This window comes from Cellvibrio sp. ATLC23, assembly GCF_057196725.1.
On sequence record NZ_JBXUOS010000008.1, the window covers coordinates 186415 to 212030 of the forward strand.

A 25616-nucleotide genomic window follows, 5' to 3' on the forward strand; every position below is an offset into this window, starting at 1 on the left:
TGCCTGCCGCTTTTCAACCTCTTTATACATTATGATGGATCACTCTATGGCCAACTCTCTGCTCCGCCGCTGCCTGCTTAGCGCCAGCTTGCTCACCGCAACTACTGCATTCGCCAACAACAATCCCAACAACGCTGATTACACCGGCTGGAGCTGGTCCGGCCATGTGGATCATGTGACTATCGATACCCAAGCTGCCAGCGAACAGTGGATTGAAGATACGGCCACCGCAATCGGCGGTGCCGCTGAATACTATTCCAGCAAATCTGAAAACACTCTGGTGCTAGGTGCCAACATTTTGTTTTATCGCGATAACGCTGCCTTTTCCCAATATGTTGAAGACTACTGGGGCGATACGGATTACACCGAATCCGATGCCAACGCATTTATGCTGTTTGCCGAGTACGGCCCCAAATATCGCTTTGGGCAGAACAATATGAGCTTTGTAACCCTGCGCGGCGGGGTGAGCGGCATTCTGGGGTCCGAGCGCAGCATCAGCAATTGCAGCAACTGTTACTCGGAAGATATCGACATTAACGGCGGAGTTTATGGCGTATTGGGCATAGGTCAGACCCTCGGCAGTCTCGATCTCAGCCTGCAATTTCAGCAATATTTCAGCGGTGATTTGGATAACACCCTCCGTTTGAAGCTCTCTGGCGCATTTTAATATCGATATTGAAGGCATCGACCTGCTGGCGTTAAAAGCATCCCTCAGGTCGATTTCATCGGTTGCCAGCGTTTTTATAAAAAGTCGGTATTAAGACTCACTTGCGTTTGCCTAGTCATGGTTTACTTTTAAAGCGCGACATAATGAATGTCAGCAGCAACTTGCAGGACTGCTAATGTGATCACTTATAACCACTATCAGAGAAATAGATTGACCGACCCCCTAAACCCTATTCGCCAGCTTATCCAGCAGGCGCAAGAGCAAGACTCTGCGACTGGAAAATTGCTGGAATTTGTGGAGTGCCGTAAAAAGCGCCTGCACACCGCTATTAAATTACCGGAAGAGCAGGCAGCCAAGGGACTAGCTGATTTTGTAGTGCGCTATATCAAACACGTTCCCGATTTTATCGACGCCATTCGCAGCTTGGCTAAAGAAGCGGGAATCGATAAAGACATTGAGCCTTTATTAAAAATTGCGAGCGATTATTTTATGTCGCCGCCTTCAATTGTCGACCCACACAGCCAATTAGAGGCGCTGCTGGATGAGGCCTATCTAGCCCATCGCCTACTGGAGGAGGTAAATGATCGCTTTATGGCCAAAAGCGGCATTCCACTCGCGCCCATGGATATGACAGTCGCCAATGTGATTGCCCACGAATTAATTGGCGAGCCGTTTGCCAATGAGCTGGATCAGGCGGTGTTATTTTCCGCTGAACTACTGTTAAACGAACACGGTTTTGAAGGCGCCAACATCTCCCGTTATGTCAATTTGCACCGCGATAAAGGCTGGACCGAAGAACTGGAGCGCTGGCCCTGTTTGGTAGAAGACCTATCGATTCGAGTGGAGTTTGAAACTGATTCTGAAACGCGTCACTGATATTTACTTACTCGGCTTAATCATTAAAAAAGCGAATTGCGCAGCGCAATTCGCCTTTTTTATGGCTTGCCGCCCGCTAATCAGATCACACTGGATCAACTTCGGCATTTAAGCTCATATCGTCAAAACGGGATTTATCCAGCATGTTTTCACTCTTGGCGACTATGGTCGACACTGTGGCATCACCGGTGATATTCACTGCGGTGCGCACCATATCCAACAGACGATCCACACCGATAATCAGCGCAATGCCCTCCACCGGCAAACCGACCGACTGCAATACCATCGCCAACATCACCAAACCTACACTCGGTACACCGGCGGTGCCGATTGAGGCGAGGGTGGCGGTGAGGATCACCATCAGATAGCCGGAGGCGGGTATATCGATGTTGTAAACCTGGGCGATAAAAATGGTGGCCACGCCCTGCATAATTGCGGTGCCGTCCATATTGATGGTGGCGCCGAGCGGAACCGAGAAACTGGCGACTTTGTTGTCCACCCCCAAGTCGTGCTCCACGGTGCGCATAGTGACGGGCAGGGTGGCATTGCTTGAAGCGGTACTAAAACCAAATACCGCTACTTTCCACATTTTTCGGAAAAAGATAATCGGGTTTAAGCCGGTCAGGATTTTTAATAAAGAGCCGTACACCACCAAGCCGTGCAGCAGCAGTACAAACAACACAGTGAAAAAATACTTGGCCAGATCAGCTATCGCAGAAAAACCAATCGTGGCAAATAGCTTCGCTAGCAGGCAAAACACCCCATAAGGCGCCAACTGCATCAGCAACATCATCATTTTCAACACCACTTCATTGAGGTGCTCAAAAAAGGTTTTCATACTGCTGCCAACCTCACCACCGGTGCGCGAGATGGCGACGCCAAACAAAATCGAAAACACGATCACCTGCAACATATTGCCCGCTGCCATCGCCTGCACCGGGTTGCTGGGGAAAATATTAATAAAGGTTTCTTTAATCGATGGTGCCGCTGGTGCTGCATAAGTACTGGCAACAGCCATATCCACTCCAGCACCCGGCTGCACCAACATCGCCACCCCCATCGCCAGTGAAATCGCCACAGAGGTAGTGAACAAATAGAGTGCGACGGTTTTAGTCGCCAGTGCACCCATACGGTTGTGGCCGCCGAGCGAGGCAGCGCCGCACACCAGCGACACAAACACCAAGGGCACCACCAATAATTTCAGCGAGGCCACAAACACCTGGCCAACAGCATCAAAAATGCCATTGATCACCACATTCTGAATCCACTGGCCATAGACGGTAGTCGCCGTAGTCTGTGTTTCATCCAGCCCCAGCAGCAAATTAAAAATCACCCCGAGCAGCAGGCCGAGCAACATTCCCAGCAAAATTTTATTGGTCAGTGACATGTAGCCTCGCAGGATTATTGTGACTTGTTAAATGAGGAGGACAGAGAAGTTGAAGTTGGCGGCCGATGGGTGCCGCCAACAGAGCCGTTTGGCGCAGCGATTATTCGTTGACCGCGTCTTTCAGCGCTTTACCCGGTTTGAAAGTTACAGTTTTGCTGGCGGCGATTTGAATCGTTGCGCCAGTTTGTGGATTGCGCCCTTCACGTGCAGCGCGCGCGCTCACATTAAAGGTGCCAAAACCCAGTAAGGCGACTGATTCGCCGCGGCTCAAGGCATTAGTGACCTGCTCAATAAAAGCAGAAACCACTAGGTCGGCCTTGTTTACACCCAAATCTGTATTGTTCGCCAGCGCGACAACTATATCGGTCTTATGCATGATGCTCTCCTTGGTAGTAACTATCGATAGGCTTAGGAGTTTACCCGCATTAATTTGTTTACGGCAGACTTGATCTGGCTTTTTCCGCCTCCCGCGCCATGCCCAAGCGAACACAAGCTGATAAACTGCTGAGCCTTTTGCCCCTTTACACCTCATGGCAGCATCAAAACAGGAGCCACATTTTGCCCAAGGCTGCGCGTTATTTACCCTCTTCATTGTTATGGCAGCCACTGCAACGCATTGCCCGGCACCAACATCCATCTGCAGCGATGCAAGATTGGCTGAGCGACAGCAGCTCCTTGACTGCGCGGCTCATCGCCAAGAGCCAAGGCCAATTCAAGGTGCAGGTGGTGCGCCAAATAATCGGGGTGCCACGGCTAAACGAGCGCCAGGTGCTGGGAATGCGGCGGCCCACCCTGGCGTTGATTCGCGAAGTTATTCTGCAAGGCAAGGGCGAACCCTGGGTATTTGCCCGCAGCCTGTTGCCACTGTCCAGCCTGACCGGATCACTGCGCCACCTGCGCAAACAGGGCAACCGCCCCTTGGGGGCGTTTTTGTTCAGTCAGCCACAGTTGCAGCGCAGCGCCATTGCAGTGGCGCGAATTAGCCGCGATCATGCTTATGTTCCCGCTGATCTGGTTGGCAACCAACCGCTCTGGGGGCGGCGCTCGGTGTTTTACTTGCAGCAGAAACCCCTGCTAGTGAGCGAAGTATTTTTACCGGCCTTTGCCGATCAACTCGCTCCGCCACCGACTCGATAACCCTAATAAAACGGCGTTTGGCTATGACAACCCCAAAAGATATAAAACCCGGCGATTCAGCACCCGCAGCCACACAGGCGACGGCAAAAAAAATAGCGGCGTCCAAGACCAAATCAGCCGCGACACACAAGCCTGAACGCAGCAAACAGAAAGCAAAAACCATTGTTAATCCTGTGGCGAAAAATAGCTTAAAAAGCGGCTTTGTCGCCAAAATACGACAAAAAGCCCCACTTTACTGGCGTTTGATGCGCATGGACCGCCCCATTGGCACCCTGCTGCTCCTGTGGCCCACACTCTGGAGCTTATGGATTGCGGCCAAGGGCTTGCCCAGCCTCAAGAATCTGGTGATTTTTGTGCTGGGGGTGATAGTGATGCGCGCCGCTGGCTGCGTAATCAATGACTTTGCCGATCGCAAAATTGATGGCAGGGTCGAGCGCACCCAACATCGCCCACTCGCCACCGGCGCCCTCACCAGCCGCGAGGCCATCGGCCTGTTTATCACTCTATGTTTGATCGCCTTTGGGCTGGTGCTATTTACCGACCCTCTCACCATCAAACTGTCGGTTGGCGGCCTGATTCTCGCGTTTTGCTATCCCTTTATGAAACGCCACACCCATTTGCCGCAAGTGGTACTGGGCGCGGCATTCGCCTGGGGCATACCTATGGCTTACGCCGCCGAAGCGGGAGAACTCACGCAAGGTATTTGGCTGATATATCTGGCAGTGGTGCTCTGGACAGTGGTCTACGATACGTTTTATGCGATGGTGGATAGGGATGACGATCTGAAAATCGGCGTCAAATCCACCGCGATATTGTTTGGCGAGCAGGATCGCATTATCACTGGCGCACTCCAAGTCATGACAATTTACGCTTTGATACTGGTCGGCAATCGCTTTGAGTTGGGCAGTTTTTACTATGTAGGGCTGGCAGTTGCGGCCGGCTTATTTGTCTATCAACAATGGCTGATTCGCTTTCGCGCCCGCGCCGCCTGTTTTAAGGCATTCCTCAATAACAACTGGGTCGGTGTCGCGGTATTTGTCGGGATCGTTATGGATTATCAATTTCACTAGCGGCTAATTTTTCACCCTGTCATAAATGTGTAACACTGAGCTTATTTAATACACTGCAACAATAGCTTCACAAACCTGTGAGGCAAACCGTGGTTTTTTCAGGCAGAACATTTATGACTGGTCGCAAAATTCTAATCGTTGACGATGAATCCGCAATCCGCGATATGCTGCGGGTAGCGCTGGAAATGGCTGAATACAACGTGTTGGAAGCGAGCAATGCACAGGACGCGCACGGCATTATTATCGATGAAAAGCCCGACCTGATCCTGCTCGATTGGATGATGCCCGGCACCAGCGGCATCGAATTAGCGCGCCGTTTGAAGCGCGATGAAGTGACCGCCAACACCCCCATCATCATGCTGACCGCCAAAGGCGAAGAAGATAATAAGATTCAGGGGCTGGAAGTGGGCGCCGATGATTACATCACCAAACCTTTTTCACCGCGCGAATTAGTCGCACGCTTGAAAGCAGTATTGCGCCGCGCCGATCCACAAATCAATTCCGCGCCGATTACTGTACAAGGCTTGTGCCTTGATCCCGCCAGCCACCGCGTTACCATTCACGATCAATCGGTTGATATGGGCCCGACTGAATATCGCCTGCTGGAGTTTTTCCTCACCCATCAGGAAAGAGCTTATACTCGCAGCCAATTGCTGGATCACGTTTGGGGCGGCAATGTGTATGTGGAAGAGCGCACAGTGGATGTTCATATCCGCCGCCTGCGCAAAGCCCTCACCGTTGATGGCCACGAAGATTTGATCCAGACGGTACGCGGTACGGGCTATAGGTTTTCTACTCGTATTGAAGCCTGATCCCTGATTTTCGTCGCAAGGTCGGGACTCCACCGCAAGACACGCCGTGAATACATCCATGTAGGCTCATCTTCGACATCCATGTCTCAGACGGTCTTGCGGCGGAGTCCCGACCTTGTGACTGCTATACACCACGAGGTTTAGGTCTTGTTAAAAGGTTTTAGCGCTGAGCTCCAGCGCATTCTCATTATTCTCGCCCTGTGCAGCCTGATTGGTTTTTTCAGCGGCCTGTACGCCGTTTGGATGCTGATTGGCTGCGCCGCTTACATTATCTGGATGCTCTGGCAAATGCGCCGCCTCAATCAGTGGCTGCTGTGTCAGGAAGCGGAAGAAGCACCCGAAGCCACTGGCATCTGGGGTCAGGTGTTTGACAACATCTACCAGTTACAGCGCAGCCAACGAGTTGAAAAAGAAAATCTGCAGGCAGTAATTAAGCGTATTCAGGAAATCAGCTCGGCACTGAAAGACGGTTTGATCATTCTGGATGCCCGCGGACACTTGGATTTTTGGAATCCCGCCGCCCACCGGATGCTGGCGCTTAACACCAAAGACCAAGGCCAATCGGTCATTAACTTTATTCGTCACCCCAAATTTGTCAGCTATTTCGAAGAGGGCAAATACGAGGAGCCGCTGGAGCTACCCTCACCACGCTTTCAATCCAAACACCTGCAATTCCAAATCACCCCGTTTGGCAAAAGCGAGCGCTTGATCGTGGTGCGCGACGTCACCCAGCTACACAATTTGGAAAAAATGCGGCAGGACTTTGTCGCCAACGTCTCCCATGAATTGCGCACCCCGCTGACAGTTATCAACGGTTATGTAGAAACACTGGCGGATAACAACAGCACACCCAGCTGGGATAAGCCCTTACAGCAAATGCTGCAGCAGGCAAAACGCATGTCGCTGTTGATTAACGATCTGCTGGTGCTCTCCAAACTGGAAACCACGGAGGCAGGGCACAACCAAAAGCCGATCAATATTGAACAGCTGCTCACCATTGTAAAAAGCGAAGCAGAAGTGCTGAGCAAAGAGAAGCGTCAGCACCTAACGCTCATTTGCAATAACACAACCAAACCACTGCTGTTCTCCGGCAATGAAAAGGAACTGCACAGCGCGTTTTCCAATCTGGTCACCAATGCGATCAAATACACCCCCAATGACGGCAGGGTGAGCGTGCTGCTCTGGCAGGATCAAAAACACTTTTATGTATCTGTAAGCGATAACGGCCCCGGCATTGAAGCGCAACATATCCCGCGTTTGACCGAGCGCTTTTACCGCGTTGATGCCAGCCGCAACAGCGGTACCGGCGGCACAGGTCTGGGCTTGGCGATTGTAAAACACGTCTTGATGCGCCATGAAGCAGAGCTAAAAATCACCAGTGAAGTGGGCAAAGGCAGTATGTTTATCTGTGTATTTCCGCTTAACTAAGCGAAGATTAAGCAACGTTGTCTCTATAAAAAGAAGCGATTAGTCCCAGCCATCTCGGGCAAAAATCCGCTTTTATATTGCTTTTCCATCTGAAAAATTCTGAAAATCAAACTTCCTTCGCAAAATACTACCCCTAAACCCTAAACTCGTACTCGCCAAATACAACGTTGTCATTTTAAACTCCGTACCAATGGAACCGATTCTCAATCACATGAGATCGGCTTGCATGTATGGACAACAAACATCATTCCAAATCGGCGCGCTGAACTGCTCAGTCCCGGCCATGTTGGTTAATAAACAAAAAATCCCTTGGAGATGAAAAGTGAAAAAGACAATAAAAGCCTGCGGAATTTCCGCTGTGGTACTAGGTTCGCTCTTGCTTGCCAGCCAGGCATTTTCCCACGGTTATGTATCTTCGCCGAAAAGCCGCGTAATCCAATGTAAAGAAAATGGCGTAGAAAACCCAACAGCTCCTGCGTGTATAGCTGCGAAAGCGGCTGGTAACGGCGGCCTTTACACGCCACAAGAAGTGGCTGTAGGTGGTGTGCGCGACAATCACGAATTCTTTATTCCTGATGGTCGCCTGTGCAGCGCTGGCCGCTCCAATCTTTACGGTATGGATCTGGCGCGCACCGATTGGCCAGCCACTAACGTAACTGCTGGGCCATTGCAATTTGTGTGGACTAACACTGCTGCGCATAAAACCATGTATTTCCGCTATTACATCACCCGTGAAGGCTACAACCACGCGCAACCACTGCGTTGGTCTGACCTGGTATTGATTCACGATTCCGGTAAAGCAGATCAGGAACAATTCTCTTACCACACAGTACAAATGCCACCACGTACCGGCCGCCATATCGTGTACAGCATCTGGCAACGCGACTGGGAAAGAGATTCGGCTGAAGGTTTCTACCAATGTATCGATGTTAACTACTCTGGTGGCAGCACTTCATCGGTCGCTTCCTCTGCAGCACCAAGCTCAACTTCTTCATCCGTTGGCTCGGTAGCCAGCTCATCCATTGGCTCAAGTATTTCTTCTAACACCTGTGCTGGTCTGGGCATCTGGAACTCTACTATTGCTTACCAAAACCCAACGCAAGTACAACACAACGGCAAACGTTACCAAGCCAACTACTGGACTCAAGGCAACGATCCAGCCACCAACAACGGTCAATACAGCTACTGGCTTGACTTGGGTGCCTGTACTTCTGGCGGCGCCTCATCAACCCCATCAAGCGTAGCGCCTAGCTCATCCAGCAAATCAAGTGTTGCTGTGGTTAGCAGCTCAAGCGCACCCTCATCTGTTTCAAGCGGCAACTGCACCTCACCTGCCTACGTAAATGGTTCAGCTTATGCTGCGGGTGCGGTGGTTAACAACGCAGGCAGTGAGTACCGCTGTACTGTGGCAGGCTGGTGTTCACAGGGTGGCGCATATGCACCTGGCACTGGCTGGGCGTGGACTAATGCATGGTCTTTGGTTCGCGCGTGTAACTAATTCAACGGATTTGCGTCTGGCTCTACCTGCAAGTTAGCCAGATGTAAAAATGGTTGAAACATAAAAAACGGCAATCCCTAGGGTTGCCGTTTTTTATTTACCGCAATTTTCTATTTACCGCAGTTGGATTTCTATTTCGGTCGTCTTATCGATAATGACTTTTGCTTCATCAAATGACGGGGGACCATAGCTACCAAGGTTGTTGGAAAAACCATAAAGCTCAGTGGGAATTCCATTAGCACCAATATCAATCTGGTTGTTTTCGTTTTCATCCTGAAACAGTTTTATCGCATAAGTTCCTGCGGGCAAATCGGCAAAATTTAATGACATTGTTGTCCCTGCCACTTTTACCTGTTTCGCAGCTACCCAATTACTATTGGTATTGTAGTGCGCCTCTTTGTCATAAACCGCCACTAACAAGTTACCCTTAATCGATTTGATATGATTCACATTCAAAGTCAGTTCATGGGCAAAAGTTGGCAGGGCGATGATAGCGGCCGCAATGGCGAATACACCTGTGTTAATACGCATAGGGATCTCCTTACTCAAATCAATCGGGCCAATTCCCGATGAGCACCCAGCATAGATAACTTCTGCGCCCAACTCAGGTGTCATTGCTCACCTTTAAACACTGACAAAGCTCATCATTTGGCGATGACAATCGTCCATCGCACCATATTCAAAGTCACGGCATGACGTATGTCCTATTTAGCCCGCCGGAGTTAAACCGTAATATGATCAGATCGAAGCAGCGCGGCGCTCACTTCCAAGATGAACAAACACCATGAATAAAGATAATTATCTACTGACACTGGCTGGATTTATCACCTGGAGCGGAGTGGCCTATGTAGAGTTTGGGCGGCTCGCAGGCTCCTCATTTTTGTGGCCGAGCGTACTTGGCTACGGTGTCTTTTTACTCCTGTTTTTAATGGTTGGCAGCGGCTATGCCAATAACATTTCGCTGCGCAAAACCCGGATCATTTTATTGGTGCAACTGTGCATTGCGCTCCTATTAATGCTGGTCCACGCTGGGCAAATATCACCCGTATTATTGGTGGTCTGGGCAGCACAGTTACCGGATTATTTTTCGCGCCGCGCAGCAGTTCTACAAGTGCTCATTAGCAATCTGCTGTTCTATTACATTCAAATAGATTTCTGGCACTTTGACAACGCGATAATTACTGCGCTTATCTATCTTGGTTTTCAACTATTCGCCCTATCCACCTCTTTTGCCCGCGTTAGCGAGCGACGTGCCCGTGAACAACTTGAACAGGTTAACCAGCAATTGCTCACCACGCGGATTATTTTGGCGCAATCGAGCAAACAAGATGAACGTTTGCGCATTGCGCGCGACTTGCACGACATACTCGGTCATCAACTCACCGCCCTGAATTTACAATTGGAGATTTTGCAGCACAAAGTTGCACCTGAGTTACAAATATCCGTGGCCGACACAAAAAATCTCGCCAAACAATTACTCGACAATATTCGCGCTGTAGTGCGCAACCAGCGCACGCCATTAACTGTCGATATACGCCAAGCAATGCAAGCGCTTGCGCTGCGTTTACCACAACTACAATTGACGCTGGAAGGGGAGCTACAACTGGAATCCGCAGAGTGTGCAGAGCAACTATTACTCTGCATCCAAGAGGGAATTAGCAACGCATTGCGCCATGGCCGCGCGACAAAAATACATATTTCGCTACAACAGCAACAACATAAAATATGCATTTTCGTCGACGATAACGGTCGCGGTTGCCCAAACACAATCACACCCGGCAGCGGCCTGCTCGGCATCAATGAACGCTTACAACTATTTAATGGCAGCAGTCGTTTAACGCCCTTGGCGCAAGGCGCACGTCTGGAGATTTCGCTGGAGCAACAGCATGCTTAAAATTGGCTTGGTAGACGATCAGGAATTAGTGCGCAAAGGTATCGCTGGTTTACTCGCACTCTCGGGCAAAACAGTGATTAGCTGGGAAGCAAATAATGGCCTAAACGCGCTCGCCGCACTGCTGAATAACCCAGTCGATGTGATACTCGCTGATATTCGCATGCCGGTGATGGATGGCATTGAACTGGTTAAAAGATTGCGCGCCGAAAACAACCTGACACCGGTATTAATGTTAACCACCTTCGATGACAGTGAGTTATTTGTGCAGAGCATAAAGGCCGGAGCCAATGGTTTTTTATTAAAAGATGTATCACTGGAAAAGTTAGTCAGCAGCCTTGAAACCCTCGCGCAAGGCGCTGGCTTTCTCGCTGAAGGCAATATGTTACAGGAATTATCACGGCTGAAAAAAACAGAACAAAAAATTGATCTATCGGAACGCGAGCTGCAAATTTTACGGTTATTGGCGGGCGGCTTTTCCAATAAAGAAATTGCGAGCGCTATTTTTCTCGCCGAGGGCACAGTGCGCAATCATGTTTCCAATTTGCTAGCAAAACTGGATTGTCGCGACCGCACTCAAGCCGTATTAAAAGCGATCAATATCGGAATAGTCTGAGGGGTTTATTATGAGTGTATTTTATATTAGTTGGTTAATGGCATTCTTTCATCATATTGCAGCGTTTAGTTTATTTTCTGCACTAATATATCAAGGTATAGTAATTCGCAAACCCTTTACCCAACAAACAGCTCAGTCGTTAATCAAGTCAGACCAACTGTACGGTTTATCTGCATTAACTATTTTATTGGTCGGATTTGCGCGAGTACTTTATCTTGAAAAAGGCGCAGATTTTTATTTTCATAGCATGCCGTTTATTATAAAAATATCTCTTTTTGTTCTGATTGGAATTTTATCCATTTATCCTTCAGTAACATTTTTTTCATGGCGCACAACTATTAAAAAACACCAATTTCCTGACGTTAGTCTCACCACCCTGACACGTATTCGTCGAGTCATCTATATTGAAGTTGCCGCACTGATCGCCGTTATTCTCTGTGCAGCGATGATGGCAAAAGGCGTTGGTTATATTGCTTACTAATGATAATTGCTACTCATCTAACTGAAATTGCAACCGAGCTAACTGCTGATACAAATCGCTGTTTGCCAATAATTCTGTGTGTGTACCACTCGCCACAATTTTTCCCTGCTGTAATACCAAAATGCGATCAGCATTGACCACCGTCGAGAGGCGGTGCGCGATCATAATAGTGGTGCGGTTTTTCATCAGCACTTCCAAGGCCTGCTGCACTGCTTGTTCACTATTGGAATCGAGCGCGCTGGTAGCTTCATCCAATAATAAGATTGGGCGATCAGCGAGAATTGCCCGCGCAATCGCAATGCGCTGTTTTTGCCCGCCCGATAAACGCACCCCGCGTTCACCGAGATAGGCATCCAAACCTTCGGGCAATTGTTCTATAAACTCCAGTGCAAATGCGGCTTTGCACGCGGCGATCACCTCTTCATCACTGGCAGAAGGGCGCGCGTAACGCACATTGTCGCGCACACTCGCGGCAAAAATGACTGGGTCTTGCGGCACCAGTGCGATGCGTTCGCGAACTTGTTGGATATCGGCATCTTTTAAATCGACACCATCCAATAAAATTTCACCCGCGAGGGGATCGTAAAACCGTTGCAGCAATTGAAACACCGTGGTTTTACCCGCACCTGACGGGCCGACCAGCGCCACTTTTTCACCGGGATTCACGCGCAGATTAAAACCATCAAACACCGGTGCATCCAAACGTGTGGGATAAGCAAACTGCACCGCGCGCATTTCCACTAAACCCTGTGCTGGTACCGGCAATAATTCCGGCTTCTCGCGCATAGGCAACGCCGAGGGGGTCGCCAGTAGTTCAACTAATCGCTCAGTGGCACCAGCGGCGCGCTGCAATTCCCCGATTACTTCCGATATGGTTCCCATCGCACTGGCGACTATCACGGCGTAAAAAATAAAAGCCGACAACTCACCACCGGTGATACCGCCCGCCAATACATCGTGACCGCCAACCCACAAAATCATCGCCACCGCGCTAAATACCAAGGTGATGACCGCTGCAACCAACAATGCACGCTGACGCACACGCTTGATACCCGCGCCAAAGGTCGTTTCTACCCGCTGATTAAACTCGTTGGCAGCGGCTGATTCGTGGCCATAAGCCTGTACGGTGCGAATTTCGTGGATTACTTCATCGGTGTATGCACCCACATCGGCCACACTGTCCTGACTTGCGCGCGCCAGTTTGCGCAGGCGGCGGCCGAACACAATAATCGGCACCAAGACAAAAGGAATCGCCACCAATACCAGTGCCATCAACTTCACACTGGTGACCGCCGACATCACTAAACCGCCCAGCAATAACAAGGCATTGCGCAATGCCATAGAAACACTGGAGCCAATTACCGTTTCCAGTTGGGTGGTATCGTTAGTTAAACGGGAAAGCACATCGCCGGTGCGATTTTGCTCGAAGAATACCGGCGAGAGCGTTAGCAGATGGGAAAATACCCGACGGCGCAAATCTGCGGTAATGCGCTCGCCCAGCCAGGAGACAAGATAAAACCGGCTGTAAGTCGCCACCGACATCACCAGAATAACGCCCAGTAATCCCAACAGCGCATAGTTGAGCAGCTCTGGGCTACCGGCCACAAACCCTTTATCAATCACCTGTTTCAAACCTTGGCCGATTAATAAGACGCAGGCAGCGGCAACGACCAAAGCAACCAGCGCCAGTAGTATGCGCAAACGATAAGGGCGCAGCAGATCCAGCAAAATTTGGCGGCGCGATAAGGGTTCGGCTATAGGAGAGGAGCGTGATAAAGACATAATAGTTCCGCAGGAGTCGATAAGCTCAGGGAACAATTGGGGAGCAGTGATCAAATGCAAGGCTGCGGTGGATGGTTGATGACCTTTGTCAGGCTTCAGCGGCAAAATCACCCAATTTCAGGCAATAAAAAAGGCGATACCCGAAGATTTCGCCTTTTTAGCTGTAACATCAGCGACCTTAGTCGCTAATAAGCATCTAATAATTAGATAGCTTGAATGTTTTCAGCTTGTGGGCCTTTTTGGCCTTGAGTAACGGTGAAGCTAACTTTTTGGCCTTCAGCCAAAGTTTTGAAGCCTGAACCAGAGATTGCGCTGAAGTGAGCGAAAACGTCTGGACCAGACTCTTGCTCGATGAAACCGAAACCTTTAGCTTCGTTGAACCATTTAACAGTGCCAGTAGTAGTTTTAGACATAGTATTACCTATTAATACAAAAGTAAGTTTACCCCGAAGGGCGCTTGTGCTGGAAATGTGGGAATTACTTATGTAAACAGGACGAAATACTATGGAACTTCGAAATGTGGTGCATAAATATTAGACGTACTTTCAAGCTGAGGCTCAGTTTACACGCCTTTAGATCAATGTCAATCAATTGGGTTTGCTAAAGCGCCAGAGCCTGCAAGTATAATTACTCCCTCACCTTATCCCAGCGGAAATCATTCATGCGATTCATGCGCCAAAGCCGGTTAATCCTCAGTTTATTGTTGGTGCCTCTCGCGATAAATTGCGCGGCGCAAACCGGACATTTTAATTTGCAAGACTGGCCGCAAACACAAGCTGCGCTCAAGCCTATGTATGTCAAAGCGATTATGGAACAAGCCGGCGTGCACAACGTGAGCTTTACCCGAACGGCAGAATTTTATGTTACGGAATTGGATCGGTTTGCCGAATTCGCCCACGCAAACAATTACCGTCCTTATTTAAAAACATCCGTCGCGCAAAACTTGGCAACAATTGCAGTGGTGAATTGCGATTGGAATAACGGTGTTCCACCTTGGGAGTTCGCTCAAAATTATTTGGGTGAAAAACAATTAGCTCTGTTACAACCTGTTTATGCCGATGCCATAAATAAACTCAAAAATAATTGCGCGGCAACAAGCACTGCTGCGCAATGATCGAATTTTTAGTGCAATTACTGATGCACTATCCCATCGTTTAATAACCAGCAGAGGCGTAGCATAAACGCTTCTCTGACATGCGATCTGGTTATGACCAAACAATCCCACCCATTTTTAATTGTTCTACTCGCCGCCGTTATTGCCACCACCCCGCTGGCAGTGGATATGTATTTGCCCGCGATGCCAGTTATCGCTCAGGATTTAAATGCACACATAGCCAGTGTGCAGCAATCGCTCAGCATTTTTCTCGCTGCCTACGGGGTAGGCATGTTGCTGTTTGGCCCACTGGCGGATTTACTCGGGCGCAGGCCTCTGGCGATTTTTGGCCTTACGGGTTTTACTCTCTGCAGTATCGCCCTCGCGCTGGTCGATAATGTGCAGCAGTTTTTATTTTTGCGCGCGCTGCAAGCATTTTGTGGCGCCGCAGCAACAGTAGTTGTACCGGGATTAGTGCGGCATATGTATCAGGAACATACCGCCAAAGGCATGTCGTATATGTCGATGATTATGATGCTGGCACCACTGCTTGCACCTGGAATTGGCAGCGCCATTTTATGGCTGAGTGATTGGCGCAGTATTTTTTATATATTGGCACTCTATGGTGTACTGATCTTTGCCTTGGTGTGGAAGTGGTTGCCTGAAATCAGTAAACCCATTAACACTCGTAGCGGGATTGCCGGAAATTTTTTTAGCGGTTACAAAATCGTATTTTCCAATACAGAGGCGCGCCCTCTCATCATGAGCATGATGTTTGGCGCATTTGCTTTTTTTTGTTTTATTACCGCCGTCTCGTTTATCTATATCAATTATTTTGGTGTCAGCGAACAAGCGTTCAGCATTTTGTTTGGTGCAAATGTGCTGTGTTTGATATTGGCGAATTTTGTGAATAGCCGCTTGGTGACCCGCCTCGGCTCAGTGCGAATGTTGCGTGCAGGTGTGGTGTTAGCCTTAGTCAGTGCACTTTTACTCTGCGTGTTTAACCTATTTGAATTGAACCTCTGGTTTACCGTCTTCAGCATTGCACCGCTTATGGCCGGCCTCTCCTTGGTCTCAACCAATACCGACGCACTGGTATTAATGAAATTCCCCCACAACTCAGGCACTGCAACCGCCGTAATGGGCACGCTGCGTTTTAGCACTGGTGCTTTGGCCGGGCCACTGCTCGCCTTTTTTTACACTGGCAGCGCCATGCCTTTTTCGCTGCTGATGCTAATGGGCGTGTTAGGTGTGACTGTTTGCCAACTTTGGTTCGCCTATAACAGCAAACAAGTTGCAACATAAAAATAGGGTAGAATAACGGCTTCATTTTCTGTGAGATAAAAACATGACCGAGCAAAAGAATAATCCACTGCACGGCCTGACATTAGAAACCATAGTGACGCGGCTGGCCGAACACTATGGCTGGCAAGAGTTGGGCAGCTTGATCAGCATTCGCTGTTTTCAAGCCGACCCCAGTGTGAAATCCAGTTTGAAATTTTTACGCAAAACACCATGGGCGCGTGAAAAAGTCGAACAACTTTATTTGAGTACCCATTTCACTCGCTGATCAGCGATCAGGCTACTGCTCCAAACAAATCACTACCGCTGCGTGATAGGCCTTCCAATAAACGGGAATAACATAGGAGCGCATCTGTGCCGGTAAATGAATATGATTGGGCGCACCTTCAATCATCACCGGTACTGAAATCATAAATTCGTGCCCAAAACGGCTACGCGCATTGCCAGAAATGGTATTGGCGACCTCTCCCACCAAATCAAAAATATGTTCGTTGCTAGTATCCGACTCGCCAATACTCAACAATAAATGTTTGAGCAAAATACGCGGCGCGGTGAAATAGACACAGCCGCGATAAGGACCAGAGATTCCGATGATGCCAGTTACATCATAAGCCGCTGGTTTATTATTTTCGACTAAATAAGGTGTACCCACTTTTACATTCTTGTCATTGGTGTGATGAAAATAGCGCACCACGCCATCGATAAATACTTGCAAGGTTTCTTGTGACATTCGCCAGGTCCTAATCTTCAGTTAGCTCGGTAAGCGCTTCCAGCAGTTGATCATCCGTAAAGGGTTTGCATAAAAATCCACGCGCACCTTTTTTTAGTGCAGAGATGCCAGTGGCTTTATCCGATAGCGCAGAAATCACTAAAATGCGCAGCTTTGAATCCAACGCCATCAGTTGCTCAATGCAGGCAATGCCATCCATTTCCGGCATAGTTAAATCCATGGTGACCACTTGCGGGCGGGTCTGTTTAAATAATTCAAGCGCCTCTATTCCATTGGCCGCCGCCGCAACTACGCGAAACCTATCTGAATCATTACAGCGTTCAATTTTACGGCGGATAATATTCGAGTCATCGACAATCATCAGTGACAGCATCTTAGTTTCCTTTCATATTCAAGCTGCTATTTCTTCGCCACTGGTGGCGTGAGCTATTGGTAAGGTAATCACAAAACGGCAATGGCGACCGGTGCGACTAGACACACTAATTTTACCGCGCTGGGTTAACACATGGTTCATCACAGCCTCCATACCCACACCGCGACCTGCATCCTTATTAATGTCTTTTGCGGTGCTAAAGCCCTCATGAAAAATTAATCCGAGCAATTGTTTATTTGTCCAGGTTTCAATTTCCGCTTCCGGCCATTTACCGGATTTAAACGCTTTAGTGCGAATGGCTTCGTAATCCAGGCCCTGACCATCATCCATTACCGTCAATTCCATTTCAGTGTCAGATATTTTTGCGAGCCGCAAATCAATACGGCCAGTGATAGGTTTTTCACTCAGCTCTCTATCCCGTGGCGATTCAATGCCATGCACTACCGCATTGCGCAAGAGTTGAATACAAATTTCTTTTAATTGCTGTTGCGCAGCAGTTGCCAAATTAATTTCGCTTAAACCACTAGTGACTAACTTGACCTGCTTGCCATTGCGCAGTGCAATATTTTGTACAAAGTCATGCAGATGATCCCAACCATCACTGCGGCGGCTATTGGCACTATAGTGATTAGTCGCAGGGCGCTGAATATGGTTGCTCACCACCGCAAACTGCCCCAGCTTTTCGGTGAGATGCTCAATCTGCTGCGTGTAACTAATCAGGTTTTCTAATTGCACGGTAAGACCAAGGTAATCATTGCCGCTCAAGTCGCGCTTTTCGCACAAAAGCGCCAAAGTATCTTCCATTTTATGGGCTGCATTTTCAAAAAACTCCAACTTAAGTGATGCCGCCTCACCTTTGAAATTATGGATTTCCCGAAAAATGCTAGTAGCTTTGTCGCGCACGGCCTGAGTGGTTTTAGCCGGTTGGCGTAAAATATTGTTGACGCGATTAAAACAATTAAAACTATTGGCGATAAATTCTCTCAGTAACCCCGGATGGGTATGCAGCAGTCCGGTCAACATTTCCAGTTGCGATTCATTGTGCTTGCGGCTCTCATTGAGCGCACGCTCCAATTTGACCTGCGCAGTGATATCCAACACCGTCACTAATACATGGGAAATGATTTGTACGTCGTCATCATTTTTTTGATAAGCGCGCGCAAAACTAAATTGCAAATGTTTGGTAAGAAACCCGCCATTGTCCTGCGCTATATTAACCTCAACCAAATTTAGCGGATTTAAATCGCCAATTAATTTTTCTTTTACATTGGCGTCAAATAACAACTCGATAAAACCACGAGCGGTTTCTGCATCTTTTGCACTGACAATATTTTCCAATAATACCTGCAAGGATTTACCCGCGAATTCCTGCTGACCGAGCACCTCAAGCAGCCGCGCAGAGTGCTGTTCGCCGATAATTAAATCCTTATCGATCAGAAACAGACCTTCGTTTACTGTTTCAAGAATTTCCGTGGTTTCACGCCGGGCTTTTTCAATCACCTTATCGCTATCGCGCAATTGCCGCACAAAGTGCAGCATAATAAAAAGGAAGTTGATAATTGCGAGGCTAATGCCAACCGTTTGAATAATGCGCAGACGGGTGGCCTTGGAAGCGGCGACTTGCTCCAAGCTGAGTGTAAGATCGTTCATGGAGGTAAGGATCGGCAAATTGTGCAGCCGTGCCATAGCAACCGCACCAGCAAGAGAGCCATCAGTCGCTACATTTTGTTCTACATCATTGGAAAATTTTTCTATCGCATTTTTATAGGGCTGCCAGAGCGCTAGCGTATTATGCAGTGAGTCGCGCCCCAAACGATTCGTTACCGGCTCCAGCGTTACCACTTCCCTCCCTGCACCGCGCACCACACCACCATTGCTAAATGCTGTGAGTGTTTCATCAAATAAGTGTTTACTGAGCTGCAACTCATCAAACGCGGTTTTAAATCCCTGCGGGTCATCGTGCGATGCATCTAATACAAAAAGGGTTTTTGCCATGCGTTGCGACAGCATACGCTGACGTCCGGCAAGATTAACGCCTACAGCATCATCGGCAATTTCAAACGACACGTAAAAATTAAATAGTAAGACGGACGCATCGAGCAATAAAAATAAGGCGATAGAAATAATAATGCCGCGATATTTGCCATAATCAAATTGCCATCTGGATTCGGTATGGGTAGTTCCTGACATGCTAAGCACCTGACATCAATCAATAGTTGCAGTTATCTGTCACTGCCGGGCGATCCAAGTCTGCCCTTTAATAACTCCTCAACCACATTCGTTTTGCGTATTGGTGTTGGAGCATTAGCGAAAGCTATGCCAAGTTAAAAAATTGGCGCGTATGTCAATTATTGGGGCGCATTACAAATGTTTTTTTGCAATAAAACCCGCTGTGCACCGTTTTGTTTGCAGAACTCAAGGCTAAAAAGATGCATGAAATTTTTACTTCGCACCTGTTTGGTTCTTCGGCGTACAGGTTTTTATCCTTTTATGATTGCACTCATAGGTATAGACTGCCCCCAGCGGCCATCGCGACTGCGCCCTAGCCTTGAATCGGCCGCCTCAACCACACCAACACCACCATAAGGATCGAACGATGAAACCAATTCACACACTTGCCACCTTGTTAATTGCCGCCGGTTTGCTCACTGCCTGCGCAAAAGAAGAGCCAAAAACCACCACCGAACAAGTAAAAGAAGCGGTTACTGAAGCACAAGAAGCTGCAGCTGAAACTATGGAAGCTGCGGGCGACTCAATGAAAGAAGCCGCCGATAATATGGCCGATGTGGCAGGAGAAATGAAAGACGATACCGCTGAAGCGATGGAAGAAACCGGTGAAGCGATTAGCGAAGGCGCAGCTGATGCTGCCGATGCAATGAAAGATGCAGCAGCAGAAACCAAAGAAGCCGCAAAAGAGATGACTAACTAATTCAGTCTATTGACTGACTAGAAAGTAATTGGCAGTGGGCAGGTCAAGCGATTGACCTGCCCATTTTTTATTCGTGCTCCTGCAATTGCATCGCCCACATTTGCGCATATTTCCCTTGCCGAGCTAATAATTCAACGTGTGTGCCTTGTTCAATAACCGCCCCCGCATCCAAGACGATAATCTGATCAGCATCCACCACGGTTGATAGACGGTGTGCAATCACCAGCGTGGTATGGCCACTAGCCACTTCCTGCATGGCCGCGAGAATCGCTGCTTCGGAATTGGAATCCAGCGCACTGGTGGCCTCGTCAAAAATTAAAATTGGCGAGCCTTTTAATAAAACTCGTGCAATGGCGATGCGCTGTTTTTCGCCGCCCGATACTTTTAAACCGCGCTCGCCAACCAGGGTTTTATCGCCCTGCGGCAGGCTATTAATAAATTGTTCAAGATGCGCCATCTTAATCGCGCGGTCGATTTGTTCATCGCTCGCCTGGGGATTACCGTAAGCAATGTTCTCGCGAATGCTGGTATTAAATAACACCGTATCCTGCGGCACTATGGCGATAGCGTGGCGCAAACTGTCCAGCGTAACCCTGCGAATATCCTGCCCATCAATTTCAATGCTGCCGGCTTGAATATCGTAAAAGCGGTAGAGCAAACGCGAGAGAGTGCTTTTACCCGCACCGGAGGAGCCGACAATCGCTACTTTAGTACCTGCCGGAATTTGCAAATTAAATTGTTTTAGAATCGGGCGTTCAGGGTGGTAGCCAAAATCCACTTGCTGCAAATGGATTGCGCCTTTATTGACTTGCAGAGGTTGCGCATCGGCGCTGTCGCTAATCGCGGGGCTGCGCTTTAGTAGCGCGAGCATGTTTTCCAGATCAGTCAGCGAGCGGCGAATTTCGCGGTAGACAAAACCGAGAAAGTTGAGCGGAATAAATAATTGAATCATATAAGCGTTGATCATCGCCAAATCGCCCAGTGTCATTTCCTTATCAATCACACTTTGCGCTGCCATCCACATCATCGCGGTCATCGCCAAGGCAATAATCAATGCTTGCCCTGAGTTAAGGGCCAGCAGTGACATGCGATTTTTTAATTTAGCCTGCTCCCAATTGGCGAGAAATTTGTCGTAGGTTTCGGCTTCATAACCTTCGTTATTAAAATATTTTACGGTTTCGTAATTGAGCAGCGAATCAATCGCACGGGTGCTGGTAGATGAATCAGCCTGATTCGCCTCGCGTACAAATTTATTGCGCCATTCTGTGGTGTAAATAGTAAACAGTATATAGATCGCTACCGCGACCAAGGTAATTACCGCGTACCAGATCGAAAACGCAGCGGCAAAAATAATCGCCACCATTAGAATTTCAAATAGGGTGGGAACAATATTGAACATTAAAAAACGCATCAAAAAACTGATGCCATTGGTGCCGCGCTCTATATCGCGGCTAATACCGCCCGTAGCGCGATCAAGGTGAAATGCCATCTCCAATGAATGCAAATGTTGAAACACCCGCAAACCAATTTTGCGCATCGCATGTTCGGTTACACGGCTAAACAATGCATCGCGTACTTCGCCAAAAAACACACTGCCAAAACGCAACGCGCCATAGAACAAAATAAAAAAGGCGGGCAACACCAATTCCGGTGCGATGCTGCGGTCAACTCCATCAATGATATGTTTCAGCGCCCAAGGCATCACCAGCGTCGCGCCTTTCGCGGCCAGTAACGCCACCACCGCCAATATCACCCTGCCTTTAAAATCCCACAAATAAGGCAACAAATAGGCCGTGCTCTGGCGCAAATTGACTTTAGCCGCTGCATTGCGCGGGGCTTGATTGGGATGGGAGGATAAACCGGAGGAGTGCATACCGCGCATAACATTGCCTTCTGTGAACAAGCATCCCTGGATTCGATGCGAGACCTATGGAGACATTACTATACGCGATAGTGCACTATGCCCAAACTATCGCCCAAACCCTATCAGGGAGATTGACGTAAAAATTGCACTTGTAGATACTGCGCGCGGGTAATGTTGGCTTTGCTCGCAGTAGGCCAACCCGCTCTCATTTACTCTAACAGCCTCGCAGTTATCAATCGTGGTAGCAAACCACCTAACATTTTATAAACAGAGGCATAGGGTTCAAGTAGTTTGATTTATAGGATAGACACCAAAACCTGTGTGCCAATAAGTCAACGTGGATATTAATTCTAATTTTGGATGGAACTTTGGATGAGCATCACCTTACGCAATATTGTTAACTCCCTCTTTTTTCTACTCTGCGCTATAACACTTTCTGCTCACGCCAGCATCTCGCTCAATGACTACGGAGCTTTACCCAGTGTTGGCATGGTTGCTATTTCACCTAACGGTGACTTGATCGCCTTTCGCAAGGTGACCAAAGATCAAGATGCGGTCTACATCGTTTCGATCAAAGAAAAAAAACAGGTATTCGCACTTGATGTATCGGCAATTCAACCGCAAGGAATTTACTTTTTTAATAATGAGCAAGTGTTTATGCGCGCTTCAGAATTTACTCGCGTCGCAGGATTCAGAGGAAAGTTTGACCTGAGCACTGCTTTTGTACTGAATATCAAAGATAAAAAAATCAGGCAGTTACTTATTCCTGGCAATAAAATTCTTGCTGGACAAACTGGCCTTGGGAACGTTGTAGGCGTTACACCCGATGGACAATATGCGCTTATGCCAGCTTTTTCCCAGGTTGATAATCATTTTCCAAAACCGGTTTATTCACTTTATAAAGTTAGCCTGCAAAGAAATTTTTTGCGCGCAGCCGAAGGTGGAGATTTCAATACCGAAGATTTTTTTGTTAACCGTGAAGGTAAGGCAATTGCAAAAGAGGAGCACGACGATAGAAATAATGAACATAAGATTATTGCGCAGCGCGACGGCAAGTGGATAGAGATATTCAAAGAGAGTGCAGAGATTAAGCGAAAGTCTTTTGTTGGAGTCACGCCGGATTTCAAATCGCTCGTTATGCTGACAAACAATAGAGATACTGGCCGTACGAGTTATTACACTATGAGTTTGGCTGATGGCACCATTACCGGCCCACTACTCGGACGTGATGACGCTGATATCGAGAGCGTTATCACCGATCTACAACGTGTGGTATATGGCGTCCGATACTCAGGTTTCACACCAAGTTACGCATTTTTTGATCCGAAAACCAATCAAAAAATGAATGATATTATGGCGCAATTCCCTGATCAGGCGGTGTGGTTAGCCAGTTGGACACCGGACTGGCAAAAGATCGTCGTTAATGTGGAAGGCTCTGATTATCCGGATGATTATTTTTTATTTGATAAAGATAACAATTCACAATTTTTAACGTCCGGACGCCCGCAATTTAGCCCGGAAGATATCCAGCCCATCGGCAAAGTGACCTATGCCGCGCGCGACGGTTTAAAAATTCCAACCTTAATTACAATTCCACGCAACAAGGCAGATGCAATTAAAAACTTGCCTGCAGTGATTTATCCACACGGCGGCCCCGCTTCCTACGACACTATCGGATTTGATTATCAGGCGCAGGCATTGGCTGCACAAGGCTATCTAGTGATTCAGCCACAATTTCGCGGCTCAGACGGATTTGGTGTTGCCCACTACAAAGCGGGTCATGGCGAATGGGGTAAAAAAATGCAGGATGACCTGACCGATGCCGTAAAATTTTTTACGAGCAAAGGGCTGGTTGATCCCAAGCGTATTTGTATTGTCGGCGCCAGTTACGGTGGCTATGCGGCGCTGGCAGGTGGTGCATTTACACCCGACTTATATAAGTGCGTTGTGTCTATTAACGGAATCGGCAATCTCAATGAAATGCTCGCTTGGGACAAAAGCCAACACGGTAACAAAAGTGAAGTCGCAGATTATATGGCAATGCAATTTGCCAATGGTAAAGTCGATAAAAATGAACTGGAAAAAATGTCTCCAGAGGCCCATGCAAATCAATTCGCTGCGCCGGTTTTGTTAATTCATTCCACGAATGACAAACGAGTTCCGTTCAAACAATCCGAGCAAATGTTAAAAGCCTTAAAGAAACAAAATAAAGCCGCTGATTTAATCGAGCTGGAAGGCGACAACCATCACTTACTCGAAGCATCTACCCGCACACAAGCACTCGAAGCAATGGTAAAATTTGTCAAGCTGCACCTGCAATAGCCCACCACCTTCGCTTTGCTGAAAGCGCACCCTCATCGGTGCGCTTTTTTTATGTCTTTAATATCCCATCTGACGTTTTAACAACCCGCACAAAATTTCACAACTTTCTGCAACCCGTATTTCTATACTCGCAGCCATCGGGGTTGCACTCCATTTGGCTCGTGCGACTCGCCTTACTCATTGGCGGCAGTCTTTATGCAAAACCTATCTGCAGTACCAAATCCCCTTAAAGTAGTGCATTTTGTCACCGGCGGTTTTACCGGCTCTACTAAAGTCGCTATAGAGCTGATTCGGGCTGCGAAAAATAATCCAGCGTTTTCCCCTATGTTGGTATTACGGAAAAAATCTTCCACCGATCCTGAGCGCGTTCGTCAATTACAGGCCGAGGGGATTTCACTTAAGCTTGTCGCCGGTTGGTCGCATCTGGCAACCATTATCGAGCTGATGCGAATCTGCCGCGAATATCAACCGGATATTCTCGTGACCCATGGTTTTAGTGAACATCTCTGGGGCAGATATGCAGGTTTGTTCGCGCGGGTGCCACACTTAATTCATGTCGAACATAATTCGCGCGAGCGCTATACGCCGCTGCGTTTATTACAAGCGCGCTGGCTTGCGCAATACACCGATAAAATTATCGGCTGCTCGGAAGGTGTGCGATCGCGCCTACTTGAATTGCGTTTTCCCGCCGATAAAGTTTGCGCGATTAACAATGGTATCGATCTGAGCCAATTTCAATCCGCGAGTTCGCTGCCGCTCTCCGCGCGCATTCCCGGCATCATCATGCCCGCCCGTTTTGCCAAACAAAAAGATCACGAAACTCTGATTCGTGCAGTTGCGTTGTTGCGCGATAAAAAAATCAATCTGCCCGTGTTGTTTGCCGGATCGGGCAGTGCACGCCACTTAGCCAAAGCTAAAAAACTGGTCGATGAATTACAACTCAATCAACAAATTCATTTTGCCGGCCACTGCGGCAACCTGCCATTTTTATTGATGCGGCACCAATTTTGTGTACTGAGTACGCGCTATGAAGGTATGCCGCTTGCGCTCGCAGAAGGTATGGCCGCCGGTTGTGCGGTAATTGGGTCGGCGGTGGCGGGCGTGCAGGAAATGATTCAGCACGGTAAGGATGGCTTGCTCGTCAAACCCCAGTGCGCTTATGCCATGGCCGATGCGCTGGAACTTTTGTACCACAATTCTACTTACGCACAATTGCTTGCCTTGCAGGGGCGCGAGCGCGCACTCGCAGAATTTTCACTTGCCACTATGGCACAGCAGTATGAACAGGTCTTTATGAATTTACCGCGTGAAAATGCCAATCTACTGGTTGATCAGTTGGTATTGGAAAATTAATAGGT

25 protein-coding genes are annotated in these 25616 nt (G+C 48.3%); 16 read left to right on the plus strand and 9 right to left on the minus strand.

Translation table 11 applies throughout. The features are described 5' to 3' along the window. Window positions 1–46: 46 nt before the first annotated feature. Both AC2CG4_RS14110 and AC2CG4_RS14115 read left to right on the plus strand, forming a co-directional pair. Window positions 47–667: a hypothetical protein gene (locus tag AC2CG4_RS14110; RefSeq protein ID WP_484486875.1), complete on the plus strand. Its 621-nt coding sequence runs from the start codon at window positions 47–49 to the stop codon at window positions 665–667. A gap of 210 nt (window positions 668–877) precedes the next feature. Further along, the gene (locus AC2CG4_RS14115) at window positions 878–1543 is read left to right on the plus strand and encodes a hypothetical protein (protein WP_484486876.1); all 666 of its coding nucleotides are present in this window, start codon (window positions 878–880) and stop codon (window positions 1541–1543) included. Window positions 1544–1628: 85 nt separating this feature from the next. On the opposite strand, the gene AC2CG4_RS14120 is transcribed toward AC2CG4_RS14115, so the two are convergent. Next, window positions 1629–2930: a dicarboxylate/amino acid:cation symporter gene (locus tag AC2CG4_RS14120; RefSeq protein WP_484486877.1), complete on the minus strand. Its 1302-nt coding sequence runs from the start codon at window positions 2928–2930 to the stop codon at window positions 1629–1631. A gap of 100 nt (window positions 2931–3030) precedes the next feature. Further along, a complete protein-coding gene (locus tag AC2CG4_RS14125; RefSeq protein WP_062057518.1) occupies window positions 3031–3306 on the minus strand; it encodes an HU family DNA-binding protein in 276 nt (91 codons plus the stop codon). Between the two features lie 182 nt (window positions 3307–3488). On the opposite strand from AC2CG4_RS14125, the gene AC2CG4_RS14130 reads away from it, so the two are divergent. The 5 genes from AC2CG4_RS14130 to AC2CG4_RS14150 all read left to right on the plus strand — a co-directional run bounded on the left by AC2CG4_RS14130 (window position 3489) and on the right by AC2CG4_RS14150 (window position 8875). Beyond that, window positions 3489–4067, plus strand: coding sequence for a chorismate--pyruvate lyase family protein (locus tag AC2CG4_RS14130; RefSeq protein ID WP_484486878.1), 579 nt, complete (start codon window positions 3489–3491; stop codon window positions 4065–4067). Between the two features lie 23 nt (window positions 4068–4090). Then, window positions 4091–5137: a 4-hydroxybenzoate octaprenyltransferase gene (ubiA, locus tag AC2CG4_RS14135; RefSeq protein WP_484486879.1), complete on the plus strand. Its 1047-nt coding sequence runs from the start codon at window positions 4091–4093 to the stop codon at window positions 5135–5137. A 113-nt stretch (window positions 5138–5250) separates the two neighbouring features. After that, window positions 5251–5949, plus strand: coding sequence for a phosphate regulon transcriptional regulator PhoB (gene phoB / locus AC2CG4_RS14140; RefSeq protein ID WP_062057524.1), 699 nt, complete (start codon window positions 5251–5253; stop codon window positions 5947–5949). Between the two features lie 147 nt (window positions 5950–6096). Beyond that, window positions 6097–7377, plus strand: coding sequence for a phosphate regulon sensor histidine kinase PhoR (gene phoR, locus AC2CG4_RS14145; protein ID WP_484486880.1), 1281 nt, complete (start codon window positions 6097–6099; stop codon window positions 7375–7377). A 322-nt stretch (window positions 7378–7699) separates the two neighbouring features. Next, window positions 7700–8875 (plus strand): lytic polysaccharide monooxygenase, encoded by a 1176-nt coding sequence (locus AC2CG4_RS14150; protein WP_484486881.1) that lies wholly within the window; start codon window positions 7700–7702, stop codon window positions 8873–8875. Window positions 8876–8989: 114 nt separating this feature from the next. Here the strand turns inward: AC2CG4_RS14150 and AC2CG4_RS14155 are convergent, their stop codons facing one another. After that, window positions 8990–9406, minus strand: a complete 417-nt coding sequence (locus AC2CG4_RS14155; RefSeq protein ID WP_484486882.1) for a DUF2141 domain-containing protein — start codon at window positions 9404–9406, stop codon at window positions 8990–8992. A gap of 253 nt (window positions 9407–9659) precedes the next feature. Between AC2CG4_RS14155 and AC2CG4_RS14160 the strand changes: the two genes are divergently transcribed. The 3 genes from AC2CG4_RS14160 to AC2CG4_RS14170 are packed head-to-tail and all read left to right on the plus strand — an operon-like array spanning window position 9660 to window position 11863. Then, window positions 9660–10769 carry a sensor histidine kinase gene (locus AC2CG4_RS14160; RefSeq protein ID WP_484486883.1) on the plus strand — a complete coding sequence of 370 codons (1110 nt, stop codon included), beginning with the start codon at window positions 9660–9662 and terminating at the stop codon, window positions 10767–10769. Then, entirely contained in the window at window positions 10762–11382 is a 621-nt protein-coding gene (locus AC2CG4_RS14165) for a response regulator (protein ID WP_484486884.1), read from the plus strand. The genes AC2CG4_RS14160 and AC2CG4_RS14165 overlap by 8 nt, the downstream gene beginning before the upstream one ends. Before the next feature lie 10 nt (window positions 11383–11392). Continuing rightward, window positions 11393–11863, plus strand: coding sequence for a DUF2214 family protein (locus AC2CG4_RS14170; protein ID WP_484486885.1), 471 nt, complete (start codon window positions 11393–11395; stop codon window positions 11861–11863). Window positions 11864–11872: 9 nt separating this feature from the next. Here the strand turns inward: AC2CG4_RS14170 and AC2CG4_RS14175 are convergent, their stop codons facing one another. Both AC2CG4_RS14175 and AC2CG4_RS14180 read right to left on the minus strand, forming a co-directional pair. Next, window positions 11873–13645, minus strand: a complete 1773-nt coding sequence (locus tag AC2CG4_RS14175) for an ABC transporter transmembrane domain-containing protein (RefSeq protein WP_484486886.1) — start codon at window positions 13643–13645, stop codon at window positions 11873–11875. A 203-nt stretch (window positions 13646–13848) separates the two neighbouring features. Continuing rightward, window positions 13849–14058 (minus strand): cold-shock protein, encoded by a 210-nt coding sequence (locus AC2CG4_RS14180; RefSeq protein WP_062057542.1) that lies wholly within the window; start codon window positions 14056–14058, stop codon window positions 13849–13851. 248 nt (window positions 14059–14306) lie between these two features. On the opposite strand from AC2CG4_RS14180, the gene AC2CG4_RS14185 reads away from it, so the two are divergent. The 3 genes from AC2CG4_RS14185 to AC2CG4_RS14195 all read left to right on the plus strand — a co-directional run bounded on the left by AC2CG4_RS14185 (window position 14307) and on the right by AC2CG4_RS14195 (window position 16308). After that, window positions 14307–14759, plus strand: a complete 453-nt coding sequence (locus tag AC2CG4_RS14185) for a hypothetical protein (protein ID WP_484486887.1) — start codon at window positions 14307–14309, stop codon at window positions 14757–14759. A gap of 93 nt (window positions 14760–14852) precedes the next feature. After that, the gene (locus tag AC2CG4_RS14190) at window positions 14853–16043 is read left to right on the plus strand and encodes a Bcr/CflA family multidrug efflux MFS transporter (protein ID WP_484486888.1); all 1191 of its coding nucleotides are present in this window, start codon (window positions 14853–14855) and stop codon (window positions 16041–16043) included. A gap of 43 nt (window positions 16044–16086) precedes the next feature. Continuing rightward, a complete protein-coding gene (locus AC2CG4_RS14195; RefSeq protein WP_062057552.1) occupies window positions 16087–16308 on the plus strand; it encodes a VF530 family protein in 222 nt (73 codons plus the stop codon). Between the two features lie 12 nt (window positions 16309–16320). Here the strand turns inward: AC2CG4_RS14195 and AC2CG4_RS14200 are convergent, their stop codons facing one another. Genes AC2CG4_RS14200 through AC2CG4_RS14210 form a run of 3 tightly spaced genes read right to left on the minus strand, consistent with a single transcriptional unit; the run spans window position 16321 to window position 19333 of the window. Further along, window positions 16321–16770 (minus strand): chemotaxis protein CheX, encoded by a 450-nt coding sequence (locus AC2CG4_RS14200; RefSeq protein ID WP_062057556.1) that lies wholly within the window; start codon window positions 16768–16770, stop codon window positions 16321–16323. Between the two features lie 10 nt (window positions 16771–16780). After that, window positions 16781–17143 carry a response regulator gene (locus AC2CG4_RS14205; protein ID WP_062057559.1) on the minus strand — a complete coding sequence of 121 codons (363 nt, stop codon included), beginning with the start codon at window positions 17141–17143 and terminating at the stop codon, window positions 16781–16783. An 18-nt stretch (window positions 17144–17161) separates the two neighbouring features. Beyond that, window positions 17162–19333, minus strand: coding sequence for an ATP-binding protein (locus AC2CG4_RS14210; protein WP_484486889.1), 2172 nt, complete (start codon window positions 19331–19333; stop codon window positions 17162–17164). 406 nt (window positions 19334–19739) lie between these two features. Here AC2CG4_RS14210 and AC2CG4_RS14215 point away from each other — a divergent pair, with 406 nt between their 5' ends. Further along, a complete protein-coding gene (locus AC2CG4_RS14215) occupies window positions 19740–20072 on the plus strand; it encodes a hypothetical protein (RefSeq protein WP_484486890.1) in 333 nt (110 codons plus the stop codon). A 67-nt stretch (window positions 20073–20139) separates the two neighbouring features. On the opposite strand, the gene AC2CG4_RS14220 is transcribed toward AC2CG4_RS14215, so the two are convergent. Further along, entirely contained in the window at window positions 20140–21954 is a 1815-nt protein-coding gene (locus AC2CG4_RS14220) for an ABCB family ABC transporter ATP-binding protein/permease (RefSeq protein ID WP_484486891.1), read from the minus strand. A 354-nt stretch (window positions 21955–22308) separates the two neighbouring features. Here AC2CG4_RS14220 and AC2CG4_RS14225 point away from each other — a divergent pair, with 354 nt between their 5' ends. Both AC2CG4_RS14225 and AC2CG4_RS14230 read left to right on the plus strand, forming a co-directional pair. Further along, window positions 22309–24258 carry an alpha/beta hydrolase family protein gene (locus tag AC2CG4_RS14225; RefSeq protein WP_484486892.1) on the plus strand — a complete coding sequence of 650 codons (1950 nt, stop codon included), beginning with the start codon at window positions 22309–22311 and terminating at the stop codon, window positions 24256–24258. Between the two features lie 195 nt (window positions 24259–24453). Next, window positions 24454–25611, plus strand: coding sequence for a glycosyltransferase (locus AC2CG4_RS14230; RefSeq protein WP_484486893.1), 1158 nt, complete (start codon window positions 24454–24456; stop codon window positions 25609–25611). The last annotated feature ends 5 nt before the right edge of the window (window positions 25612–25616 follow it).

Coding starts and splice junctions, on each gene's coding strand:
- AC2CG4_RS14110 (WP_484486875.1), top strand. CDS start 47: ATGGCCAACTCTCTGCTCCGCCGCTGCCTGCTTAGCGCCAGCTTGCTC.
- AC2CG4_RS14120 (WP_484486877.1), bottom strand. CDS start 2,930: ATGTCACTGACCAATAAAATTTTGCTGGGAATGTTGCTCGGCCTGCTG.
- AC2CG4_RS14125 (WP_062057518.1), bottom strand. CDS start 3,306: ATGCATAAGACCGATATAGTTGTCGCGCTGGCGAACAATACAGATTTG.
- ubiA (WP_484486879.1), top strand. CDS start 4,091: ATGACAACCCCAAAAGATATAAAACCCGGCGATTCAGCACCCGCAGCC.
- phoB (WP_062057524.1), top strand. CDS start 5,251: ATGACTGGTCGCAAAATTCTAATCGTTGACGATGAATCCGCAATCCGC.
- AC2CG4_RS14155 (WP_484486882.1), bottom strand. CDS start 9,406: ATGCGTATTAACACAGGTGTATTCGCCATTGCGGCCGCTATCATCGCC.
- AC2CG4_RS14160 (WP_484486883.1), top strand. CDS start 9,660: ATGAATAAAGATAATTATCTACTGACACTGGCTGGATTTATCACCTGG.
- AC2CG4_RS14165 (WP_484486884.1), top strand. CDS start 10,762: ATGCTTAAAATTGGCTTGGTAGACGATCAGGAATTAGTGCGCAAAGGT.
- AC2CG4_RS14170 (WP_484486885.1), top strand. CDS start 11,393: ATGAGTGTATTTTATATTAGTTGGTTAATGGCATTCTTTCATCATATT.
- AC2CG4_RS14175 (WP_484486886.1), bottom strand. CDS start 13,645: ATGTCTTTATCACGCTCCTCTCCTATAGCCGAACCCTTATCGCGCCGC.
- AC2CG4_RS14180 (WP_062057542.1), bottom strand. CDS start 14,058: ATGTCTAAAACTACTACTGGCACTGTTAAATGGTTCAACGAAGCTAAA.
- AC2CG4_RS14185 (WP_484486887.1), top strand. CDS start 14,307: ATGCGATTCATGCGCCAAAGCCGGTTAATCCTCAGTTTATTGTTGGTG.
- AC2CG4_RS14190 (WP_484486888.1), top strand. CDS start 14,853: ATGACCAAACAATCCCACCCATTTTTAATTGTTCTACTCGCCGCCGTT.
- AC2CG4_RS14195 (WP_062057552.1), top strand. CDS start 16,087: ATGACCGAGCAAAAGAATAATCCACTGCACGGCCTGACATTAGAAACC.
- AC2CG4_RS14200 (WP_062057556.1), bottom strand. CDS start 16,770: ATGTCACAAGAAACCTTGCAAGTATTTATCGATGGCGTGGTGCGCTAT.
- AC2CG4_RS14205 (WP_062057559.1), bottom strand. CDS start 17,143: ATGCTGTCACTGATGATTGTCGATGACTCGAATATTATCCGCCGTAAA.
- AC2CG4_RS14210 (WP_484486889.1), bottom strand. CDS start 19,333: ATGTCAGGAACTACCCATACCGAATCCAGATGGCAATTTGATTATGGC.
- AC2CG4_RS14215 (WP_484486890.1), top strand. CDS start 19,740: ATGAAACCAATTCACACACTTGCCACCTTGTTAATTGCCGCCGGTTTG.
- AC2CG4_RS14220 (WP_484486891.1), bottom strand. CDS start 21,954: ATGCGCGGTATGCACTCCTCCGGTTTATCCTCCCATCCCAATCAAGCC.
- AC2CG4_RS14225 (WP_484486892.1), top strand. CDS start 22,309: ATGAGCATCACCTTACGCAATATTGTTAACTCCCTCTTTTTTCTACTC.
- AC2CG4_RS14230 (WP_484486893.1), top strand. CDS start 24,454: ATGCAAAACCTATCTGCAGTACCAAATCCCCTTAAAGTAGTGCATTTT.